Consider the following 16,399-nt stretch of genomic DNA (forward strand, 5'->3'; position numbering starts at 1 on the left):
AGCTAACCCAGTTTGGCTGAGCATATCAATGACCCTATCAAGAGGATCTGGCTGACGAAGTCGGATCCCTTTTATTCTCAGGAGAGACGCAATGGCATTATGGGGCGGTAGATTTACCCAAGCGGCAGACACTAGATTTAAAGACTTCAACGACTCCCTTCGTTTCGATTATCGTTTAGCGGAGCAAGACATCGTTGGCTCTATTGCATGGTCAAAAGCGCTTGTTTCAGTCAATGTGCTAACAGAGCAAGAACAGCAGCAACTTGAAACCGCTTTGAACGAGTTGAAAGTGAGTGTCGAGCAAAATCCAAAGCAGATTTTGGCATCTGACGCAGAAGACATTCATTCATGGGTTGAGCAGCAGCTGATTGATAAAGTCGGCGACCTAGGTAAAAAACTTCACACTGGCCGTTCGCGTAACGACCAAGTAGCAACGGATCTTAAACTTTGGTGTCGTGAGCAAGGTGAAGTGCTGCTAGGCGCTTTAGAGCAACTACAAAACCAAATGGTGGAAGTAGCGAAAGCGCATCAGCAAACAGTGCTACCGGGTTATACGCACTTACAACGTGCGCAGCCTGTGACGTTTGCTCATTGGTGTTTAGCTTATGTTGAAATGTTTGAGCGTGACCACTCGCGACTACAAGATGCGATTAAGCGACTGAATACTTGTCCGCTAGGTTCTGGTGCATTAGCGGGTACAGCTTACCCAATGGATCGTGAAGTGATCGCGCAAGATCTTGGTTTTAGCCGTGCAACGCGTAACTCGTTAGACTCTGTGTCTGACCGTGATCATGTGATCGAGTTAATGTCAGTGGCTTCATTGTCTATGCTGCACCTATCACGCTTGGCAGAAGATATGATCTTCTACAACTCAGGTGAAGCAAACTTCTTAGAGCTGGCTGATACAGTGACATCAGGTTCTTCATTGATGCCACAGAAGAAAAACCCAGATGCGTTAGAGTTGATCCGTGGTAAAACGGGCCGTGTTTATGGTTCACTAGCGGGCATGATGATGACAGTGAAAGCATTGCCTCTGGCCTACAACAAAGACATGCAAGAAGACAAAGAAGGTCTGTTTGATGCCTTGGATACGTGGTTTGATTGCTTGATCATGGCAGCGCTGTGTTTTGATGGCATCAAAGTGAATGAAGAGCGCACCTTAGAAGCAGCGCAACAAGGTTATGCTAACGCAACTGAACTTGCCGATTACTTAGTTGCGAAAGGAATTCCTTTCCGTGAAGCGCACCATATTGTTGGTGTGGCAGTAGTGGGCGCTATTGAGAAAGGCTGTGCGTTGGAAGAGCTATCGATTGATGAGCTAAAAGTGTTCTCACCTGTGATTGAGCAGGACGTGTACGAGATTTTGACCATCGATTCTTGTCTTGCTAAGCGTAACGCATTGGGTGGTGTTGCACCTAAGCAGGTCGCTTATGCAGTCGACCAAGCGAAAGGGCGTTTAAACAACCAATAAGTTCAAATGAATGGCAAAATAATTTTCAGTCTAAGTTGCTGAAAGTTAGTGAATTTGTCAGAAGATCAAAAAAGATCGAAAAAATTTGGAACTATCTGAGAGAAGGCCGGTCTATTAAAGTACCACTGCTTTTTCTTAGATGAATTCTAAGAAAGCCCTGAAATCGATATTGGTTTCAGGGCTTTTTTCTTTCTAGCGTCCGAGTTTTTATTGGGTGTTTTTAATCGTGCTTTTTGCCCCGAAGTGGGAAGACAATAAAACGCATCCAAAGATGAAGACTCAATAATCCGACAAAACTTGCCAAGGCCATTAAAAGCGCAATCGACTCGATACTTCTCGGGGTATCGCGAAACATTAACCACCACGCAATAGCCGCAATGATGCTCAAAAGTGTCAGTTGCTGTACACAACGCATACAACGACCAATCTTTTTCCAAAACCAAGTCTGCTTTTCGCAGTTATTGCATGTCATGACTAAGTCTTATTCTGTACCATACTCGGCCCTAGAATATCTGAAATTACTCTAACTAAATAGCGTAAAACGGAAGCGAGAAATAATGATTGAACGTCAACAAACTAAACAACGCATGAGCCGTATTGTGAAACACAATGGTGTGATCTATTTGTGCGGTCAGGTGTGTGCCGATGCCACTCAAGGCATTACTGAACAAACACAGACCATGCTAGATAAAGTTGAAGAGCTTTTACTTGAAGCGGGTAGTGATAAAGAGCATATGCTTTCAGCGACGATTTATCTTAAAGACATGCAGTATTTCCAAGAGATGAATGCGGTTTGGGATGCATGGGTGCCAGAAGGTCATGCGCCTGCGCGCGCTTGTGTCACCGCGGATATGGCGCGAGATGCGCTGCTGGTGGAAATCTCAGTAATCGCGGCTGAGAAATAGAAAAAACGAGCCAATTGGCTCGTTTTTTATTGGTTGATTAATTTGTTTTCAGATTAACAACCAGGGCCACAGTCTAAGCAGTGCTTAATCATTTCAGGGCCAAGATGAAGTTTGGCGTTTAAATCGCGTAGTGCAGTGCGCACGCCTTCTTCAATAACTGGATGGTAGAAAGGCATATCTAACATCTCAGATACCGTCATTTTGTTTTGATGTGCCCAAGCTAATAGGTGAGCTAAGTGCTCGGCATTTGGACCCATCATTTCAGCGCCAAGGAAGCGACCAGTGCCTTGCTCGCCATAGACATGCAACAAGCCTTTGTTGCGTAGCATAACGCGAGAGCGGCCTTGGTTTTCAAATGACACTTCACCAGTTGCAAAGCATCCACACTGACCTAAACGTGTTTCAATTTGCTTGCGAGTTTCACCCACCATCGCAATTTGCGGATCAGAGAACACCGCTGAAATTGGAGTGCGACGTAATCCGGCACGAATATCTGGATAACGACCTGCATTATCCCCAGCAATTCGGCCTTGGTCTGCGGCTTCATGTAGCAGCGGAATTTGGTTGCTAGCGTCACCCGCAATAAAGATATTGCGAACAGAGGTTTGTAGCGTGTAGTAATCCGCAGTCGGTACACCACGCTCATCCAATTCCATTGAGGTATTTTCAATCGCCAGTTTGTCTACGTTAGGGCGGCGGCCTGTTGCAGCTAGGACGTAGTCGGCATTGAAGGTTTCTAGTTCACCGTCATGGTTGATGAATTGAATTTCAACACTTTCTTTTTCGCTGTTGTTTGATGCAGCAACGCGCTTCATGCTCTCTACTTTTACATCAGGGTCTAAGTAGAATTCTTCTTGGAAGGCTTTAGTCGCATAAGCCATCACTTCTGGGTCAGTTAATGGACCGACTTGGCCACCAAGACCAAACAGTTTTACCTTTACGCCAAGACGGTGCAGCGCTTGGCCAAGTTCAAGGCCAATAACACCTGGGCCAAAGACGGCCACAGATTCAGGTAAGTCATCCCAATCAAAGACATCATCGTTAATCACTAAGCGATCACCAAGCTCATTCCAAACCGCTGGGTAGGCAGGGCTAGAGCCTGTAGCAATCACAATACGCTCTGCTTTGATTTCGGTATGGTCATCAACCACTAGCGTATGGTTGTCAACGAATTTGGCGTAGCCTGAAATTTTATCTTGAGCTGGAATCTCATCCACACCCTCTAGAACAAAACCAACAAAGCGGTCGCGCTCACGCTTCACGCGGTCCATTACTTCACGACCGTCAATGCGAATTTCACCTTGTGGGTGAACACCAAAGCCCGGTGCTTTTTCAATTTGATGTACGCTTTCAGCTGCGGCAATCAGTAGCTTAGATGGCATACAACCTACGCGAGCACATGTCGTGCCGTATGGGCCACCTTCAATCATAACTACATTTTCAGAGTGAGCTTTTGCTGCGCGGTAGGCGCCAAGGCCTGCTGTGCCGCCACCAATAACGGCTACGTCAACGGTTAATCGTTTCATAATGGTTCTCGCTTTCCCTTTGTGAGCAAGGGAATGATGGTATTTCTTTTAATCTTGAGGGGTGATTCCCCAACTCAGCACTGAGTGTGAGCTGGGAAATCGAGGGTGATAAAGTAGTGCGGTAGGTTATTAACCTAGGAAGGCTTCTAGCTCTTCACTACCACCGATGTGCTTACCGCCGATGAACACTTGAGGTACTGTTGTACGGCCAGAGATAGCACGTAGGCTTACTGTTGTCGCATCTTTACCTAGAATCACTTCTTCGTATTGCAGAGCTTTGTCGATTAGGTTCTGTTTTGCTTTCGCACAGAATGGGCAACCAGGTTTAGTGAATACAGTGATTGATTCTTGAGTTTTGTAATCTGGTGCTACGTGCTTAAGCATAGTGTCAGCATCAGATACTTTGAACGGGTCGCCTGGCTCGTTTGGTTCAATGAACATTTTTTCTACCACGCCGTTTTTAACTAGCATGCTGTAACGCCATGAACGTTTGCCGAAACCTAGATCTTCTTTGTCTACTAGCATGCCCATGCCATCGGTAAATTCGCCGTTGCCATCAGGAATGAAGGTGATGTTTTCTGCTTCTTGGTCATTCTTCCAAGCGTTCATAACAAACGTGTCGTTTACTGATACGCATAGAATTTCATCCACACCGTGCTCTTTGAACACTGGGAATAGCTCGTTGTAGCGAGGTAGGTGGCTAGATGAGCAAGTCGGAGTGAATGCACCCGGCAAGCTAAATACAATAACAGTTTTGTTTTTGAACAGGTCATCACTTGTCACGTTAACCCATGCGTCGCCTTGACGAGTAGGGAATGTAACTTGAGGTACCGCTTGGCCTTCTTTAGATGCAAACATAATGGTTTCCTTTTTAAATTAATTCGTTTTAGAGCTTAGTCTTTTTCGCTGCTCTATTTCGTTTCGTTGAGCCCATTATTAAAAAAAAACTTTGATAGCTCTAATCGTTTGATGCTATGGTTTTGATAGATAAATTCTATTAACTAGAAATAGGCTGGATACAGTCATGAACATTCGTGATTTTGAATACCTTGTTGCCCTTGCTGAGCACAATCATTTTCGTAAAGCCGCTGAAGCTTGCTTTGTCAGTCAACCTACATTGAGTGGTCAGATTCGTAAGCTTGAGGATGAGCTAGGTACGGCGCTTTTAGAACGCAGTAGTCGTCGAGTGTTATTTACTGACGCAGGTTTACAGCTGGTTGAACAGGCAAAGAAAATCCTGAGTGAAGTAAAAACATTTCGTGATATGGCAAGCGACCAGAGCGGGGCGATGACAGGGCCCATGCACATTGGTTTTATCCCCACCGTTGGGCCATATATCCTGCCGAGAATTGTCCCAACCTTGAAGGAGCAGTTCCCAGCTCTTGAGCTGTACTTACATGAGGCGCAAACTCATCAATTGGTACGCCAGTTAGAAGAAGGGAAGCTAGATTGCTTGGTGTTGGCTTCTGTATCGGAGACAGAACAGTTCAAAGAGATTCAAGTCTATAAAGAGCCGCTGAGTGTCGCAGTACCTTGTGATCACGAATGGGCAAGCCTTGAGGAAATTGACATGTTAGAGCTTAACGGTAAGACGGTATTAGCCTTAGGCGATGGCCACTGCTTACGTGATCAGGCATTAGGCTTTTGTTTTGCAGCAGGCGCTAAAGATGATGAGCGTTTTAAAGCAACAAGCTTAGAAACGCTAAGAAACATGGTGGCAGCGGGGGCAGGTATTACCTTGCTACCTCAGCTTTCTCTACCAAAAGAAAAGCAAAAAGATGGCGTTTGTTATGTGCGAGCAGTCAACCCAGAACCGACACGTTCAATTGTGGTTGCTTATCGTCCCGGCTCGCCATTTAAAGCCCGCTTTGAACAACTCGCGCAGACGATTCAACAGCAGTTAGGTTGTTAAATCTGGCTTGGCTTGATGCATCGAAGACAAATAAAAAAGGTTGGCTTAGGCCAACCTTTTTTGTGTTGAGAAGTGCGGTTTAGAACAGCTCTTCTTCTTCATCTGTGGTGTAAATCGTATCGGTCGTTTCTGCGGATACGTATTCTTTTGGCTGATATCCCTGACGGAAGTACTCAAACATGGTGCTTCCATCTGACTTGGTTGTTAGCAAGCCAGAGTCGCGGTCGATACGAATTCGCACAATACCAGGTGGAATGACTTTTGGCTCTTCAGCATGCAGAGATACTGCTGTGCGCATAAAGTCTACCCATGCTGGTTGCGCTGTTTTTGCACCTGCTTCCGCACCGGTTGTTTGCTTCTTACCTAGGTTGTTGTTGAATGACGTTCGGCCAAGTTTACGGCTGTGATCATCAAAACCTACCCACGCTACAGCAACAACACCTGGGCCATAACCGTTATACCATGCATCTTTCGAGTCGTTGGTTGTACCGGTTTTACCACCAATATCACGGCGTTCAAGTTTTTGAGCGCGCCAACCTGTACCATTCCAGCCAGTACCATCGCGCCAACTACCGCCACCCCAAACGTTGCTGTAAAGCATTTCACGCACTAAAAACGCGGTTTGCTCTGAGATAACTTGCGGTGCGTATTGCGGTTCAGTGCTGTCAGTCAAAGCAACGTCTTGCTCGTTGAACTCGTTGTCATTGGCTGCTGGCATTGTAGGGCAGTCTTGTTTACAGATTTCTTTTGGCGCTGCTTGATATTCAAGGTCGCCAAATGGGCCAACAACTTTCTCGATGTAGTATGGCTCTACGTAGTAACCACCGTTGGCAAATACTGAGTAACCTTGCGCCATCTTCATTGGGGTTAGGCTACCGGCACCTAGAGCAATGGTTTCAGAACGAGGCACATCATCAATATTGAAACCAAATCTAGTTAGATATTGGCGAGTCTCATCAAGGCCTACTTCACGCAGTACACGTACTGCCATAACGTTTTTCGATTGTGCTAGACCCACACGTAAGCGAGTCGGACCAACGTAAGTTGGTGGTGAGTTCTTAGGGCGCCACGCTGTACCTTGGCTTTGGTCCCATTGGTTAATCGGCGCATCGTTAATTAGGCTAGCGAGAGTCATGCCTTTATCGATAGCGGCGGAGTAAACAAACGGCTTAATACCAGAACCAACCTGACGTACAGATTGAGTCGCTCGATTAAACTTGTTGTGGATGAAGTTAAAACCACCCACCATAGACAATACTGCGCCATTTTCTGGGTTCATGGCTACGAAAGCCGTGTTTGCATTAGGCACTTGGCTTAAATGCCAATTATAGACGATATTGCCTTCTTCCTGTTGGCTTTCAACTTCGCGTACCCAAACCAGTTCGCCAACGGCAACGATGTCGCTTGCTTTCTTCGGTGCGGAACCTTGACGCTCATCGGTACGGAATTTACGCGCCCATTTCATGCCATCCCAGTCTATTTGTTGTTGGCCTGAGCCTTTCACGAAGATAGTAACTGTTTTACCGTCAACCGCAGTAACGACAGCAGGAGTCAGTTCACCGTAGGTTGGGTATTGGCGAAGTGATTTTGTCATCTCTTCGGTGGTAAATGGCGTTGCATCACCTTTCCACAGCACTTTTTCAGCGCCGCGATAGCCATGACGCTCATCGTAAGCAAGCAGGTTGTTGATGGCTGCATCATTCGCCGCTTTTTGTAGCTTGGCGTTCACCGTCGTGTAGATGTTCATACCAGAGGTGTAAGCTTCTTCACCGTAGCGCTCTACCATCCAAGCTCGTGCTAATTCCGCCACATAAGGGGCGCTCAGTTCTATGTCAGCACTGTGATACTTCGAAATGATCGTTTCAGCTTTCGCTTCTTCATACTCCGCTTGAGTAATGTATTGTTCGTCTAGCATACGCTGAAGAACGACATTACGACGGTGGGTAGCACGCTTAAGTGAGTAAATAGGGTTCATGGTGGATGGCGCTTTAGGCATACCAGCCAGAGTAGCGATCTCGCTCAAGCTAAGATCTTTTAGATCTTTACCAAAGTAAACTCGTGCTGCAGCACCAAAACCATAGGAGCGGTGACCAAGGAAGATCTTGTTTACATAAAGCTCCATGATCTCTTGCTTGCTTAATAGCTGCTCGATGTGAATTGCGATGAAGATCTCTTTAATTTTACGCATGATCTTCTTCTCGTTGGATAAGAAGAAGTTACGAGCTAGCTGCTGAGTGATCGTACTCGCACCTTGCTTTGCTGAACCTGACATCGCAACAACTACAGCAGCACGAGTAATACCGATTGGATCGATACCCGGGTGATCGTAAAAACGACTATCTTCGGTCGCAATCAATGCTTCCACTAAGTGCTGCGGAATCTCATCGTATTTCACTGGGATGCGACGCTTTTCACCGAACTGGGAAATAAGCTTCCCATCTTGGCTGAAGACCTGCATTGGTGTTTGCAATTTTACGTCCCTTAGGGTTGCAACATCGGGCAACTCAGGCTTTACGTATAAGTAGAAACCAAAAATCGTCCCCACTCCAAGAATCATGCAAACTAATACGAATATAAAAAATCGCTTTATGAACTTCACCGGATATTCCCTGATTAATAGAGGTTGACTAGGGGACATGCCTAGTCACCTTAGCGCACTATATGGAACGCGTTAATGGAGTGTCCTTTACGGTACAAATGATATTGCGCATTCGAATCCATTTCATGGAGCACTGCAGTATGAGTACATCGCTTATTACTGGCATTGATATCGGGCATCACAGCATAAAAGCCATTGTTCTTAAGCCAGCAAAAGGTTCGTTAACCCTCTCGCACTATCGAGAGGTAATGGTCAGTGACGTTATTTTCACTGATAACCATCTTTTAAATTATCAGGAAATTGTAAATAAACTCAAAGAACTAAAAAAGGGGTTACCGTTTTTTATTCGCCAAGTTGCATTGTCTATTCCTGATAATTCTGTCATTTCTAAGTTAATACAAGTAGATAAGCATTTATCTGTTCAGGAGATGGAGTATGCCATTTTTGAGGCGTTTTCACACCAGTCTCCTTTTGAACTTGATGAATTAAGCATCGATTATAGCTTCACTTCATTAGTGAAACCGGCGGAATCCTTACAGCCTGTTCAGGTATTTGCCACTAAAAAAGAGGTGGTCGACAACCGAATGGATGTATGTAAAAAGGTCGGCTTAACTCCTTTCTTGTTAGATGTGCAAGGGCACAGTTTAGTTCGAGTATGGCAAGCCATCGCGCAAATGCAGCAAAGAAACAATTGGCTTCTTCTTGATGTGGGACATACCCATTCGACCATGGTGTTTGACTTCCCAAATAAAGCGCCGCTTTGTCGAGAGCTGCCGATAGGTGGTCAGTCTCTTCGTGATGAAAGTGGTAACCCTCATTCAGTTAGCCATGATGCCACCCACCAGTTTATTGCCAGACTAGTGGATAGAGTTCAGCGCCAAATTCATCTACTGGCTTCAGTAGAAAACATCAACTTTGAAGGTATCTGGGTAACCGGAGGCGGAGCAAATACGCCAATGCTGTTAGAGGAGTTAACCCGAAATCTCAATTTGCGTTGCGAGTTGTTTGACCCATTCAGTTTGTTTAATTGGGGTGATAAACGGAATAGACGTGAACGTTGCCATGGCTACAGCTACACCTTAGCGACAGGCTTAGCGCTGCGCGGGTTAGATTGGATGGAGCAACGTCATGCTTCATAACGTTAACTTACTGCCATGGCGAGAGCAGCAGAGAAAAGCGCACCAGCAACGTTTCTTCGGGTTGGTGGTTTTAACCCTGTTAGTGACCTTTTTTATTCAATGGAGCTTTGGCTTCTATGTTGACCGACAAAAGGTGGCTCAGCAGCAGAGACTCGATTTTCTCAATCGCCACATTGTTCAGCTTGATAAGCAGTTAGTGGAACTCAATCGTATTGAAAAAGAGCATCAATCGTTGCTGACACGTTTGCAAGTGGTTGAAGAGTTGCAAGAACAGCGCAATAAAACCACCCAGTTTATGAACTTGATGCCGCAGTTGATACCGGAAGGGGTTTATATCGATAAGATCAAAATGAATGGCCATCAAATCGATATGAGTGGCATCAGTGATACGACTTCTCGTTTAGCGACCATGTTAGACAAATTAGAAAATAGCGCTGAGCTGAGTGAGGTTGAAATGCACTCCATCATTCACGATAAGCCCCGATTTGGTCAGAAATATCAAACGTTCAGCGTCTCTTTTTACTTTACGCCAAACCCTTCTGAAGTAGAGGAGGAGAATCATGGCTAATTATTCTGAACTCGATATTGAGGAAATCGGCCAATGGCCCTTGATGGCTCAACTGACGGTATTACTCGTATTGCTGGTGGTATTACAAGCGGTAGGTTACTTGTGGTACGTCGATCCTAAAATTTCGCAACTGGATGATCTTAAACAGAGTGAGCAAACCTTAAAAGCGACGGTGAACGTCAAGGCGAGCAAAGTTGCGGCATTACCACATTTAAAAGCTCAGTTAGATGATTTGTCTGAGCGGTATGACGTTATATCGCGTCAACTACCTGCACAGAAAGAGTTGGCCACTATGCTAGCGTCAGTTAACAACCAAGGCTTAAAAAACAACTTAACCTTTACCCGAATTGATTGGGGTGCCAAAGAGAATCAAGACTTTCTCTATCGTTTACCTTTGAACATTGAATTGACGGGCAATTACGATGATATCGGCCAATTCACCCAAGCGATTGCTGAGCAACCTCGAATCATCAACTTCTTAGATGTGGGTTGGCACCGCGTGAGTCTAGAAAGTAGCACGCTGCACTTTAGGGTTCGCGCTTATACCTACCAGTTTAAGCCGGAGGTGAAAGATGAAGGGTAATTACTTACCGTGTTTGTTGGTGGTTGTGTTGGTATTAGTGGGCTGCCGAGCTAATCAAGATTCTTTGCCTGAATTTGTCACTACCGCCGAGCAGCAAGCCCAAGTGAAGGTGTTGGAACTCAAACCGGCATTAGCTTTTCAAACCGAACAATATACTGCTCATCGTGCGCGTAAACCTTTTGCGTTACCACAAGCCGCGTTGGTGATGAACCAACCTCAAGAGCGAAAAGATTGTTGGCAACCCATTCAACGTAAGAGAGTGGGACCATTGGAAACATTTGCTCTCGAAAAATTACGTTTAAAAGGTGTGATGAGTAAGAGCGGGCGCAATTCCGCTTTAGTTCAGACGCCTTCAGGAATAGTCATGAAAGTCGAAGTGGGCCAGTTTATTGGCTTAAACAACGGCAAGGTAACCCAAGTTAACGCTGATTACATTCAAGTCAATGAGACACTGCCCGACGGATTAGGTTGTTGGAGTCGACGCAATGTGAAATTAGCCCTCAAATAATCGTCAGTATTGAGATAATGATAATGAAAAATAGATGGAACGCTTTTTCAACAACCCGCTTTATGACCACGTCTTTGATGATGGTGTTTTGGGCTGTATCCGGTGCTTGTTTGGCGCAATCAGCAAGTAATAGTTTAACTAGCCTTGATTTTAGGGTCGACAACGCGAAGAACGGTAAAGTCATCATAGAGCTTGCCGAAGACAAGATAGCCGTTGATGTGCAGAAGGTGCAAGAAGGGTTGAGCATAGAGCTGATTAACACGAAAGTATCAGACAGCAAGCTCTCTGTTTTTGATGTCAAAGATTTCGCTACCAGTGTGCAATCGATAGAAGTCTTTCGTAAGCAAAATAATGTCAGGTTGCTCACCAGCGTTAAAGGTGACTACAGCTATGATTACGCGCTCAATAGCAATTTTTTAGAAGTAACGGTAAGCCCGAAAAAATCGCAGAAGAGTGATAAGCCACAAGCGTCCATTTTGGATAAGCCAGGCAAAAAAATCTCGATAAACTTCCAAGACATCCCGGTTCGTAATGTGTTGCAGCTTATTGCTGACTACAACAACTTTAACTTAGTGGTGTCAGATTCTGTCGATGGAAATTTAACTCTTCGTTTAGATGGCGTTCCATGGCAGCAGGTGTTAGACATCATTCTACAGGTCAAAGGGCTTGATAAGCGCGTTGATGGCAACGTGGTATTGGTTGCGCCTAAAGCGGAGTTAGATTTACGCGAGAAGCAGCGACTTGAGAGTGAGCGTTTAGAAGAAGAATTAGGTGAACTTAAATCTGAAATTATCAAAGTCAATTTTGCCAATGCAGCAGAAATTGCAGAGATGATTGGAGGAGATGGCGCGATTAGTATGCTGTCTGAGCGCGGTTCGATCACGGTGGACGATCGAACCAATGCTATCCTTATTCGCGATCTTGCAGAGAACATTCAGGTGATTCGCGGCATTGTTGAGTCGCTCGACATTCCGGTGAAGCAGGTTCAAATCGAGGCTCGTATCGTGACGGTTAACGAAGGTAACTTGGATGAGCTCGGTGTTCGTTGGAGTTTGAATTCCAGTGGTGGTGATGTGGGTGGCTCACTCGAAGGGAACTTCTATGAGCGCGGCCTCTATCAAGATCTGAAGTCCGATGGTGAGGATGGAGAATCCACGAGCGGTAGCATTGCCCCTGATGATATCGGTGATTTCCTTAACGTTAACTTAGCCGCTTCGTCACCTAGTGCTTCTACAATAGCGTTTCAGGTAGCAAAACTTGGCTCAGGAACCTTGCTCGATTTAGAACTGTCGGCATTGCAGCGTGAGTCTAAAGCTGAGGTCATCTCAAGCCCGCGTTTGATTACCACCAATAAAAAGCCCGCCTACATTGAGCAAGGTACAGAGATTCCATATTTAGAATCTTCCTCTAGTGGAGCGGCAAGTGTGTCATTTAAAAAAGCCGTATTAAGTTTAAAAGTAACGCCGCAAATCACGCCTGATAATCGCTTAGTGTTGGATTTGAGCGTGACTCAAGACCGACCAGGAGAAGTAGTGAAGGTGGGCACTGGAGAAGCGGTTTCTATCAATACTCAGCGTATTGGCACGCAAGTTCTAGTCGAAAATGGTGAAACAGTCGTGCTTGGCGGAATTTTCCAACACAGTGTGACTGATACCGTTGATAAGGTTCCATTGCTGGGTGACTTGCCATTATTGGGTAAGTTATTTAGCCGAACTTACCAAAACTTAGGCAAGAGTGAGCTGTTAATCTTTGTCACTCCAAAAGTTGTCGTGCAGTAAATACGAAAATAAATTTGCATTAGACGCACCTTATCTAGATAATTTCGGGTCTTATCACGAATTATCTGTGAGGAATCGGTGCCACAAGCATCCTCAACGTCAGTAAATTACTGACATTTCTTGTGGCGATGTCATTGAATTAACGTTGTAAATTACTGCTAAACATGGCTGAGAAACGCAATATTTTCCTTGTTGGCCCAATGGGTGCCGGCAAAAGCACAATAGGTAGACACCTTGCTCAACAACTTCATATGGAGTTTGTTGATTCTGATACTGTAATCGAAGAACGCACTGGCGCGGATATCGCGTGGGTTTTCGATGTAGAGGGTGAAGCAGGCTTTCGCGCTCGCGAGGAAAAGGTGATTAATGACCTCACTGAAGAGCAAGGCATCGTTCTTGCGACTGGTGGTGGTTCAATAATGAGCAAAGAAAACCGCAACCGCTTATCTGCTCGCGGTATCGTTGTTTACCTAGAAACGACTATCGAAAAACAACTTGCACGTACAAACCGTGACAAGAAGCGCCCGTTGTTGAGGACTGACAACCCGCGTGACGTACTTGAATCTTTGGCTGAAGATCGTAACCCGCTTTACGAAGAAATTGCGGATTACACAGTACGTACAGACGATCAAAGTGCAAAAGTGGTAGCCAACCAGATCGTAAAAATGCTAGAAGAGAGATAAGAATCATCTTATTTCAAATTGGAGCAAACCCATGGAACGGATTACGGTCAGCTTAGGCGAACGTAGCTATCCAATATCAATTGGCGCCGGATTATTTAATGATCCGGCCCTCCTTTCTTTTCTTACCAAGCCAAACAGCTCAGCAAAACAAAAAGTCGTTGTGATCAGTAATGTCACAGTTGCACCGCTTTACGCTGACAAAATTCTATCTTTACTAGAGCAATGCCATTGTGAGGCCTCGTTATTAGAGCTGCCTGACGGTGAACAGTACAAGTCGCTTGAAACCTTTAATACCATTATGAACTTCATGCTTGAAGAGAATCATAGCCGTGATGTGGTTGTGGTCGCTTTAGGTGGTGGAGTAATCGGTGATTTGGTTGGCTTTGCGGCGGCGTGTTATCAGCGTGGTGTTGATTTTGTGCAAATCCCAACTACGTTATTGTCGCAAGTAGACTCATCAGTAGGCGGAAAAACCGCGGTGAATCACCCGCTTGGCAAAAACATGATTGGTGCGTTTTATCAGCCTAAATCCGTGGTGATCGATACCAATTGTTTAGCCACATTGCCAGAACGTGAGTTTGCTGCAGGTATTGCTGAAGTCATCAAGTACGGCATCATTTATGATGGTGAATTCTTTACTTGGTTAGAGCAAAACCTAGCGAAGCTGTATGCATTGGATGAGCAGTCGCTCTCTTACGCCATTGCCAAGTGTTGCCAAATCAAGGCAGATGTCGTAGCTCAAGATGAAAAAGAGTCAGGTATTCGTGCCTTATTAAACCTAGGTCATACTTTTGGTCACGCGATAGAAGCTGAATTGGGTTATGGTAACTGGTTACATGGTGAAGCGGTGTCTGCTGGTACCGTGATGGCAGCCAAAACGGCTCAGTTGCAAGGCTTAATTTCCGAGCAACAGTTAGAGCGCATTATTGCTATTTTCAAACAAGCGAAATTGCCAATCCATACGCCTGAAAGCATGTCTTTTGATGATTTCATGAAGCACATGATGCGCGATAAAAAGGTATTGTCGGGCGAGCTACGCTTAGTGTTACCAACCAGTATTGGGACGTCAGAAGTCGTCAAAGGTGTGCCGGAATCGGTCATTGAACAGGCTATTGATTTCTGTCGAGTTGTTTAAGGTCCGACGCCGCTAATGAAGTGAGCCAGTGACCGTTAGGTTTATAGTATGAGTGTTATGCATCAATCGAGAATGCTTGAGTTCGATTCTCAAACCGAACTGTTAGAGCGCTTACAATTACTGACTCACTTCAATTCCAACTTTATCACCGTAGGTGGCGTACAAGGAGCAGGTAAAACTTGGCTTGCGCAGCGTTACCTAGAGGCGTGGGCCGAAGAGAAGAACCAATCTTTACTGATGTGTCATCCTAATCAGGATGATGAGCAACGTCGCACAACCATTTTGACTCAGGTGTTGCCTGAGCCATTGTTTAACCCAGCTGATAGCTTAGTTGAGAGCTTTACTCGCTGCATGGAAAGCGAGATGTGCGATATCGTCATTGTGATTGATGATGGTCACTTACTATCAGAAACGTTCGTTTCAGAGTTATGGCTGCTGTTTATGGAAGCGCAGCAACACAGTTTGTGGACAATCAACATTGTTCTGTTTTCACAGCCGAACAGTTTAGATGCGCTACTGACTCGCTTGAGTTATGGTCAAGAGTCAAAACCGGTTGAGTTCGAGATAGAACCACTTAGCGCTCAAGAAGCTGAACGATTCTTTGAACATTTAGTGATGCGTTTTGTCGAAGATGACAGAGAGCGTCGCGTACGTAACGCGTATAAGAGTGTCGCGCGTCGCCCAGGGCTAATCATGGCATTAGGGGAGCAGAAGATGGAAAAACGCATCATCATACGATCAATCGTTGGGTCTCCGATAAAAATCGGGATCTTTGTGGTGGCATTGTTAATGCTGATTGGTGGTGGATACCTATGGATGATGGGCCAACCGACTCCAGATGAAACAGCAGAGCAGATCACCCAAACAGTTGAGCAAACGGTGATTCCAACCATTGAAGAGCAAGCGGAGCCATCAAGCTCGGCTGTCAGCACTTTACCAACGGTCGATGAAACGCCCGTCGTTGATCCATCATTTGCTCAAGCAGAAGATGATACCGATGCTCTCCCTCCTGAAGTTGTCGATGCGCCAGTGAGTGTCGGTGTGATTGAAGATGACTCACAACGCGTCGTGATCAATTCAGAGGTTGTTGATGCGCTGCTAGAAGGTAAGCCTGAGCAAGTTGATACTACACAAGTCGATAAAGCGGCCGCTGAAGCGGTAGTGAAAACCGAAGTGATCAATGAGCAGCCGCCTCAAACTCCTACAACAGTGAAGTTTTCGTTTGCTAAAGACGAGTTAAATGCCTTTTCTCCGCGCAGCTATACCTTACAGCTTGCAGCCGTGCAGAGTTTGGTTGAAGCGCAGAACTTCCTCAATAAATATCAGCTCAGTGAAGAGGTTTATGTTTACCCAACGGTGCGCAGCGGTGTTGAGTGGTTCATTATTACTTATAAGAACTACCCAACCATTCAGCTAGCTCGTGATGGGGTTGCAGAGCTCTCTGATGAGTTGAAGAAACTAGACCCTTGGGCAAAATCGCTGAATCAAGTTCAGCGTGAAATCGCTCGAGGAAACTAATCGTTCGTCACTCATTGCTCACTTAATTGGCATAATGTGCTGTTATGTCAGTTAAGCAGCGATAGCACGCGCAT

At 45.4% G+C, this 16,399-nt stretch carries 14 protein-coding genes and 1 pseudogene; 11 read left to right on the forward strand and 4 right to left on the reverse strand.

Annotation, left to right across the window (positions count from 1 at the left end; genetic code table 11):
* Positions 1 to 91: 91 nt before the first annotated feature.
* Positions 92 to 1,468 (forward strand): annotated as a pseudogene (gene argH, locus OH461_RS13685) (argininosuccinate lyase); the annotation flags it as partial.
* A 223-nt stretch (positions 1,469 to 1,691) separates the two neighbouring features.
* Here the strand turns inward: argH and OH461_RS13690 are convergent.
* On the reverse strand, positions 1,692 to 1,943 hold the full coding sequence (locus OH461_RS13690) for a DUF3624 domain-containing protein (RefSeq protein WP_270021162.1): 252 nt from the start codon (positions 1,941 to 1,943) through the stop codon (positions 1,692 to 1,694).
* Between the two features lie 85 nt (positions 1,944 to 2,028).
* On the opposite strand from OH461_RS13690, the gene OH461_RS13695 reads away from it, so the two are divergent.
* Positions 2,029 to 2,376, forward strand: a complete 348-nt coding sequence (locus OH461_RS13695) for a RidA family protein (protein ID WP_053396533.1) — start codon at positions 2,029 to 2,031, stop codon at positions 2,374 to 2,376.
* Positions 2,377 to 2,429: 53 nt separating this feature from the next.
* Here the strand turns inward: OH461_RS13695 and OH461_RS13700 are convergent, their stop codons facing one another.
* Together OH461_RS13700 and OH461_RS13705 are read right to left on the reverse strand one after the other, a co-directional pair.
* Positions 2,430 to 3,902, reverse strand: a complete 1,473-nt coding sequence (locus OH461_RS13700; protein WP_270021163.1) for a dihydrolipoyl dehydrogenase — start codon at positions 3,900 to 3,902, stop codon at positions 2,430 to 2,432.
* A gap of 129 nt (positions 3,903 to 4,031) precedes the next feature.
* Positions 4,032 to 4,760, reverse strand: a complete 729-nt coding sequence (locus tag OH461_RS13705) for a glutathione peroxidase (protein ID WP_270021164.1) — start codon at positions 4,758 to 4,760, stop codon at positions 4,032 to 4,034.
* 166 nt (positions 4,761 to 4,926) lie between these two features.
* On the opposite strand from OH461_RS13705, the gene oxyR reads away from it, so the two are divergent.
* Positions 4,927 to 5,814, forward strand: a complete 888-nt coding sequence (gene oxyR, locus OH461_RS13710) for a DNA-binding transcriptional regulator OxyR (RefSeq protein ID WP_270021165.1) — start codon at positions 4,927 to 4,929, stop codon at positions 5,812 to 5,814.
* Between the two features lie 79 nt (positions 5,815 to 5,893).
* Here the strand turns inward: oxyR and OH461_RS13715 are convergent, their stop codons facing one another.
* Complete coding sequence (locus tag OH461_RS13715; RefSeq protein WP_270021166.1) at positions 5,894 to 8,413, reverse strand: penicillin-binding protein 1A; 2,520 nt, start codon at positions 8,411 to 8,413, stop codon at positions 5,894 to 5,896.
* Positions 8,414 to 8,553: 140 nt separating this feature from the next.
* Here OH461_RS13715 and pilM point away from each other — a divergent pair, with 140 nt between their 5' ends.
* From pilM to OH461_RS13755, 8 genes are all read left to right on the forward strand, one after another.
* Positions 8,554 to 9,552 (forward strand): type IV pilus assembly protein PilM, encoded by a 999-nt coding sequence (pilM, locus tag OH461_RS13720; RefSeq protein ID WP_270021167.1) that lies wholly within the window; start codon positions 8,554 to 8,556, stop codon positions 9,550 to 9,552.
* Positions 9,542 to 10,120 (forward strand): PilN domain-containing protein, encoded by a 579-nt coding sequence (locus tag OH461_RS13725; protein ID WP_270021168.1) that lies wholly within the window; start codon positions 9,542 to 9,544, stop codon positions 10,118 to 10,120. Before pilM ends, OH461_RS13725 begins: the two co-directional genes overlap by 11 nt.
* Positions 10,113 to 10,703 (forward strand): type 4a pilus biogenesis protein PilO, encoded by a 591-nt coding sequence (locus OH461_RS13730; protein ID WP_270021169.1) that lies wholly within the window; start codon positions 10,113 to 10,115, stop codon positions 10,701 to 10,703. The genes OH461_RS13725 and OH461_RS13730 overlap by 8 nt, the downstream gene beginning before the upstream one ends.
* The gene (locus OH461_RS13735) at positions 10,693 to 11,211 is read left to right on the forward strand and encodes a pilus assembly protein PilP (protein WP_270021170.1); all 519 of its coding nucleotides are present in this window, start codon (positions 10,693 to 10,695) and stop codon (positions 11,209 to 11,211) included. The genes OH461_RS13730 and OH461_RS13735 overlap by 11 nt, the downstream gene beginning before the upstream one ends.
* A 77-nt stretch (positions 11,212 to 11,288) precedes the next feature.
* Positions 11,289 to 12,989 carry a type IV pilus secretin PilQ gene (locus OH461_RS13740; protein WP_270021218.1) on the forward strand — a complete coding sequence of 567 codons (1,701 nt, stop codon included), beginning with the start codon at positions 11,289 to 11,291 and terminating at the stop codon, positions 12,987 to 12,989.
* A 164-nt stretch (positions 12,990 to 13,153) separates the two neighbouring features.
* A complete protein-coding gene (aroK, locus tag OH461_RS13745) occupies positions 13,154 to 13,672 on the forward strand; it encodes a shikimate kinase AroK (protein WP_260260000.1) in 519 nt (172 codons plus the stop codon).
* A 31-nt stretch (positions 13,673 to 13,703) separates the two neighbouring features.
* On the forward strand, positions 13,704 to 14,807 hold the full coding sequence (gene aroB, locus OH461_RS13750) for a 3-dehydroquinate synthase (RefSeq protein ID WP_270021171.1): 1,104 nt from the start codon (positions 13,704 to 13,706) through the stop codon (positions 14,805 to 14,807).
* Positions 14,808 to 14,855: 48 nt separating this feature from the next.
* Complete coding sequence (locus OH461_RS13755) at positions 14,856 to 16,325, forward strand: SPOR domain-containing protein (RefSeq protein WP_270021172.1); 1,470 nt, start codon at positions 14,856 to 14,858, stop codon at positions 16,323 to 16,325.
* Positions 16,326 to 16,399 lie beyond the last annotated feature (74 nt).

It is taken from the genome of Vibrio sp. LaRot3, from assembly GCF_027587025.1.
GTDB lineage: Bacteria > Pseudomonadota > Gammaproteobacteria > Enterobacterales > Vibrionaceae > Vibrio.

Excerpts from the sequence above, each read along its gene's own strand:
- OH461_RS13690 (WP_270021162.1), bottom strand. The coding sequence starts at position 1,943 with ATGACATGCAATAACTGCGAAAAGCAGACTTGGTTTTGGAAAAAGATT.
- OH461_RS13695 (WP_053396533.1), top strand. The coding sequence starts at position 2,029 with ATGATTGAACGTCAACAAACTAAACAACGCATGAGCCGTATTGTGAAA.
- OH461_RS13700 (WP_270021163.1), bottom strand. The coding sequence starts at position 3,902 with ATGAAACGATTAACCGTTGACGTAGCCGTTATTGGTGGCGGCACAGCA.
- OH461_RS13705 (WP_270021164.1), bottom strand. The coding sequence starts at position 4,760 with ATGTTTGCATCTAAAGAAGGCCAAGCGGTACCTCAAGTTACATTCCCT.
- oxyR (WP_270021165.1), top strand. The coding sequence starts at position 4,927 with ATGAACATTCGTGATTTTGAATACCTTGTTGCCCTTGCTGAGCACAAT.
- pilM (WP_270021167.1), top strand. The coding sequence starts at position 8,554 with ATGAGTACATCGCTTATTACTGGCATTGATATCGGGCATCACAGCATA.
- OH461_RS13725 (WP_270021168.1), top strand. The coding sequence starts at position 9,542 with ATGCTTCATAACGTTAACTTACTGCCATGGCGAGAGCAGCAGAGAAAA.
- OH461_RS13730 (WP_270021169.1), top strand. The coding sequence starts at position 10,113 with ATGGCTAATTATTCTGAACTCGATATTGAGGAAATCGGCCAATGGCCC.
- OH461_RS13735 (WP_270021170.1), top strand. The coding sequence starts at position 10,693 with ATGAAGGGTAATTACTTACCGTGTTTGTTGGTGGTTGTGTTGGTATTA.
- OH461_RS13740 (WP_270021218.1), top strand. The coding sequence starts at position 11,289 with ATGATGGTGTTTTGGGCTGTATCCGGTGCTTGTTTGGCGCAATCAGCA.
- aroK (WP_260260000.1), top strand. The coding sequence starts at position 13,154 with ATGGCTGAGAAACGCAATATTTTCCTTGTTGGCCCAATGGGTGCCGGC.
- aroB (WP_270021171.1), top strand. The coding sequence starts at position 13,704 with ATGGAACGGATTACGGTCAGCTTAGGCGAACGTAGCTATCCAATATCA.
- OH461_RS13755 (WP_270021172.1), top strand. The coding sequence starts at position 14,856 with ATGAGTGTTATGCATCAATCGAGAATGCTTGAGTTCGATTCTCAAACC.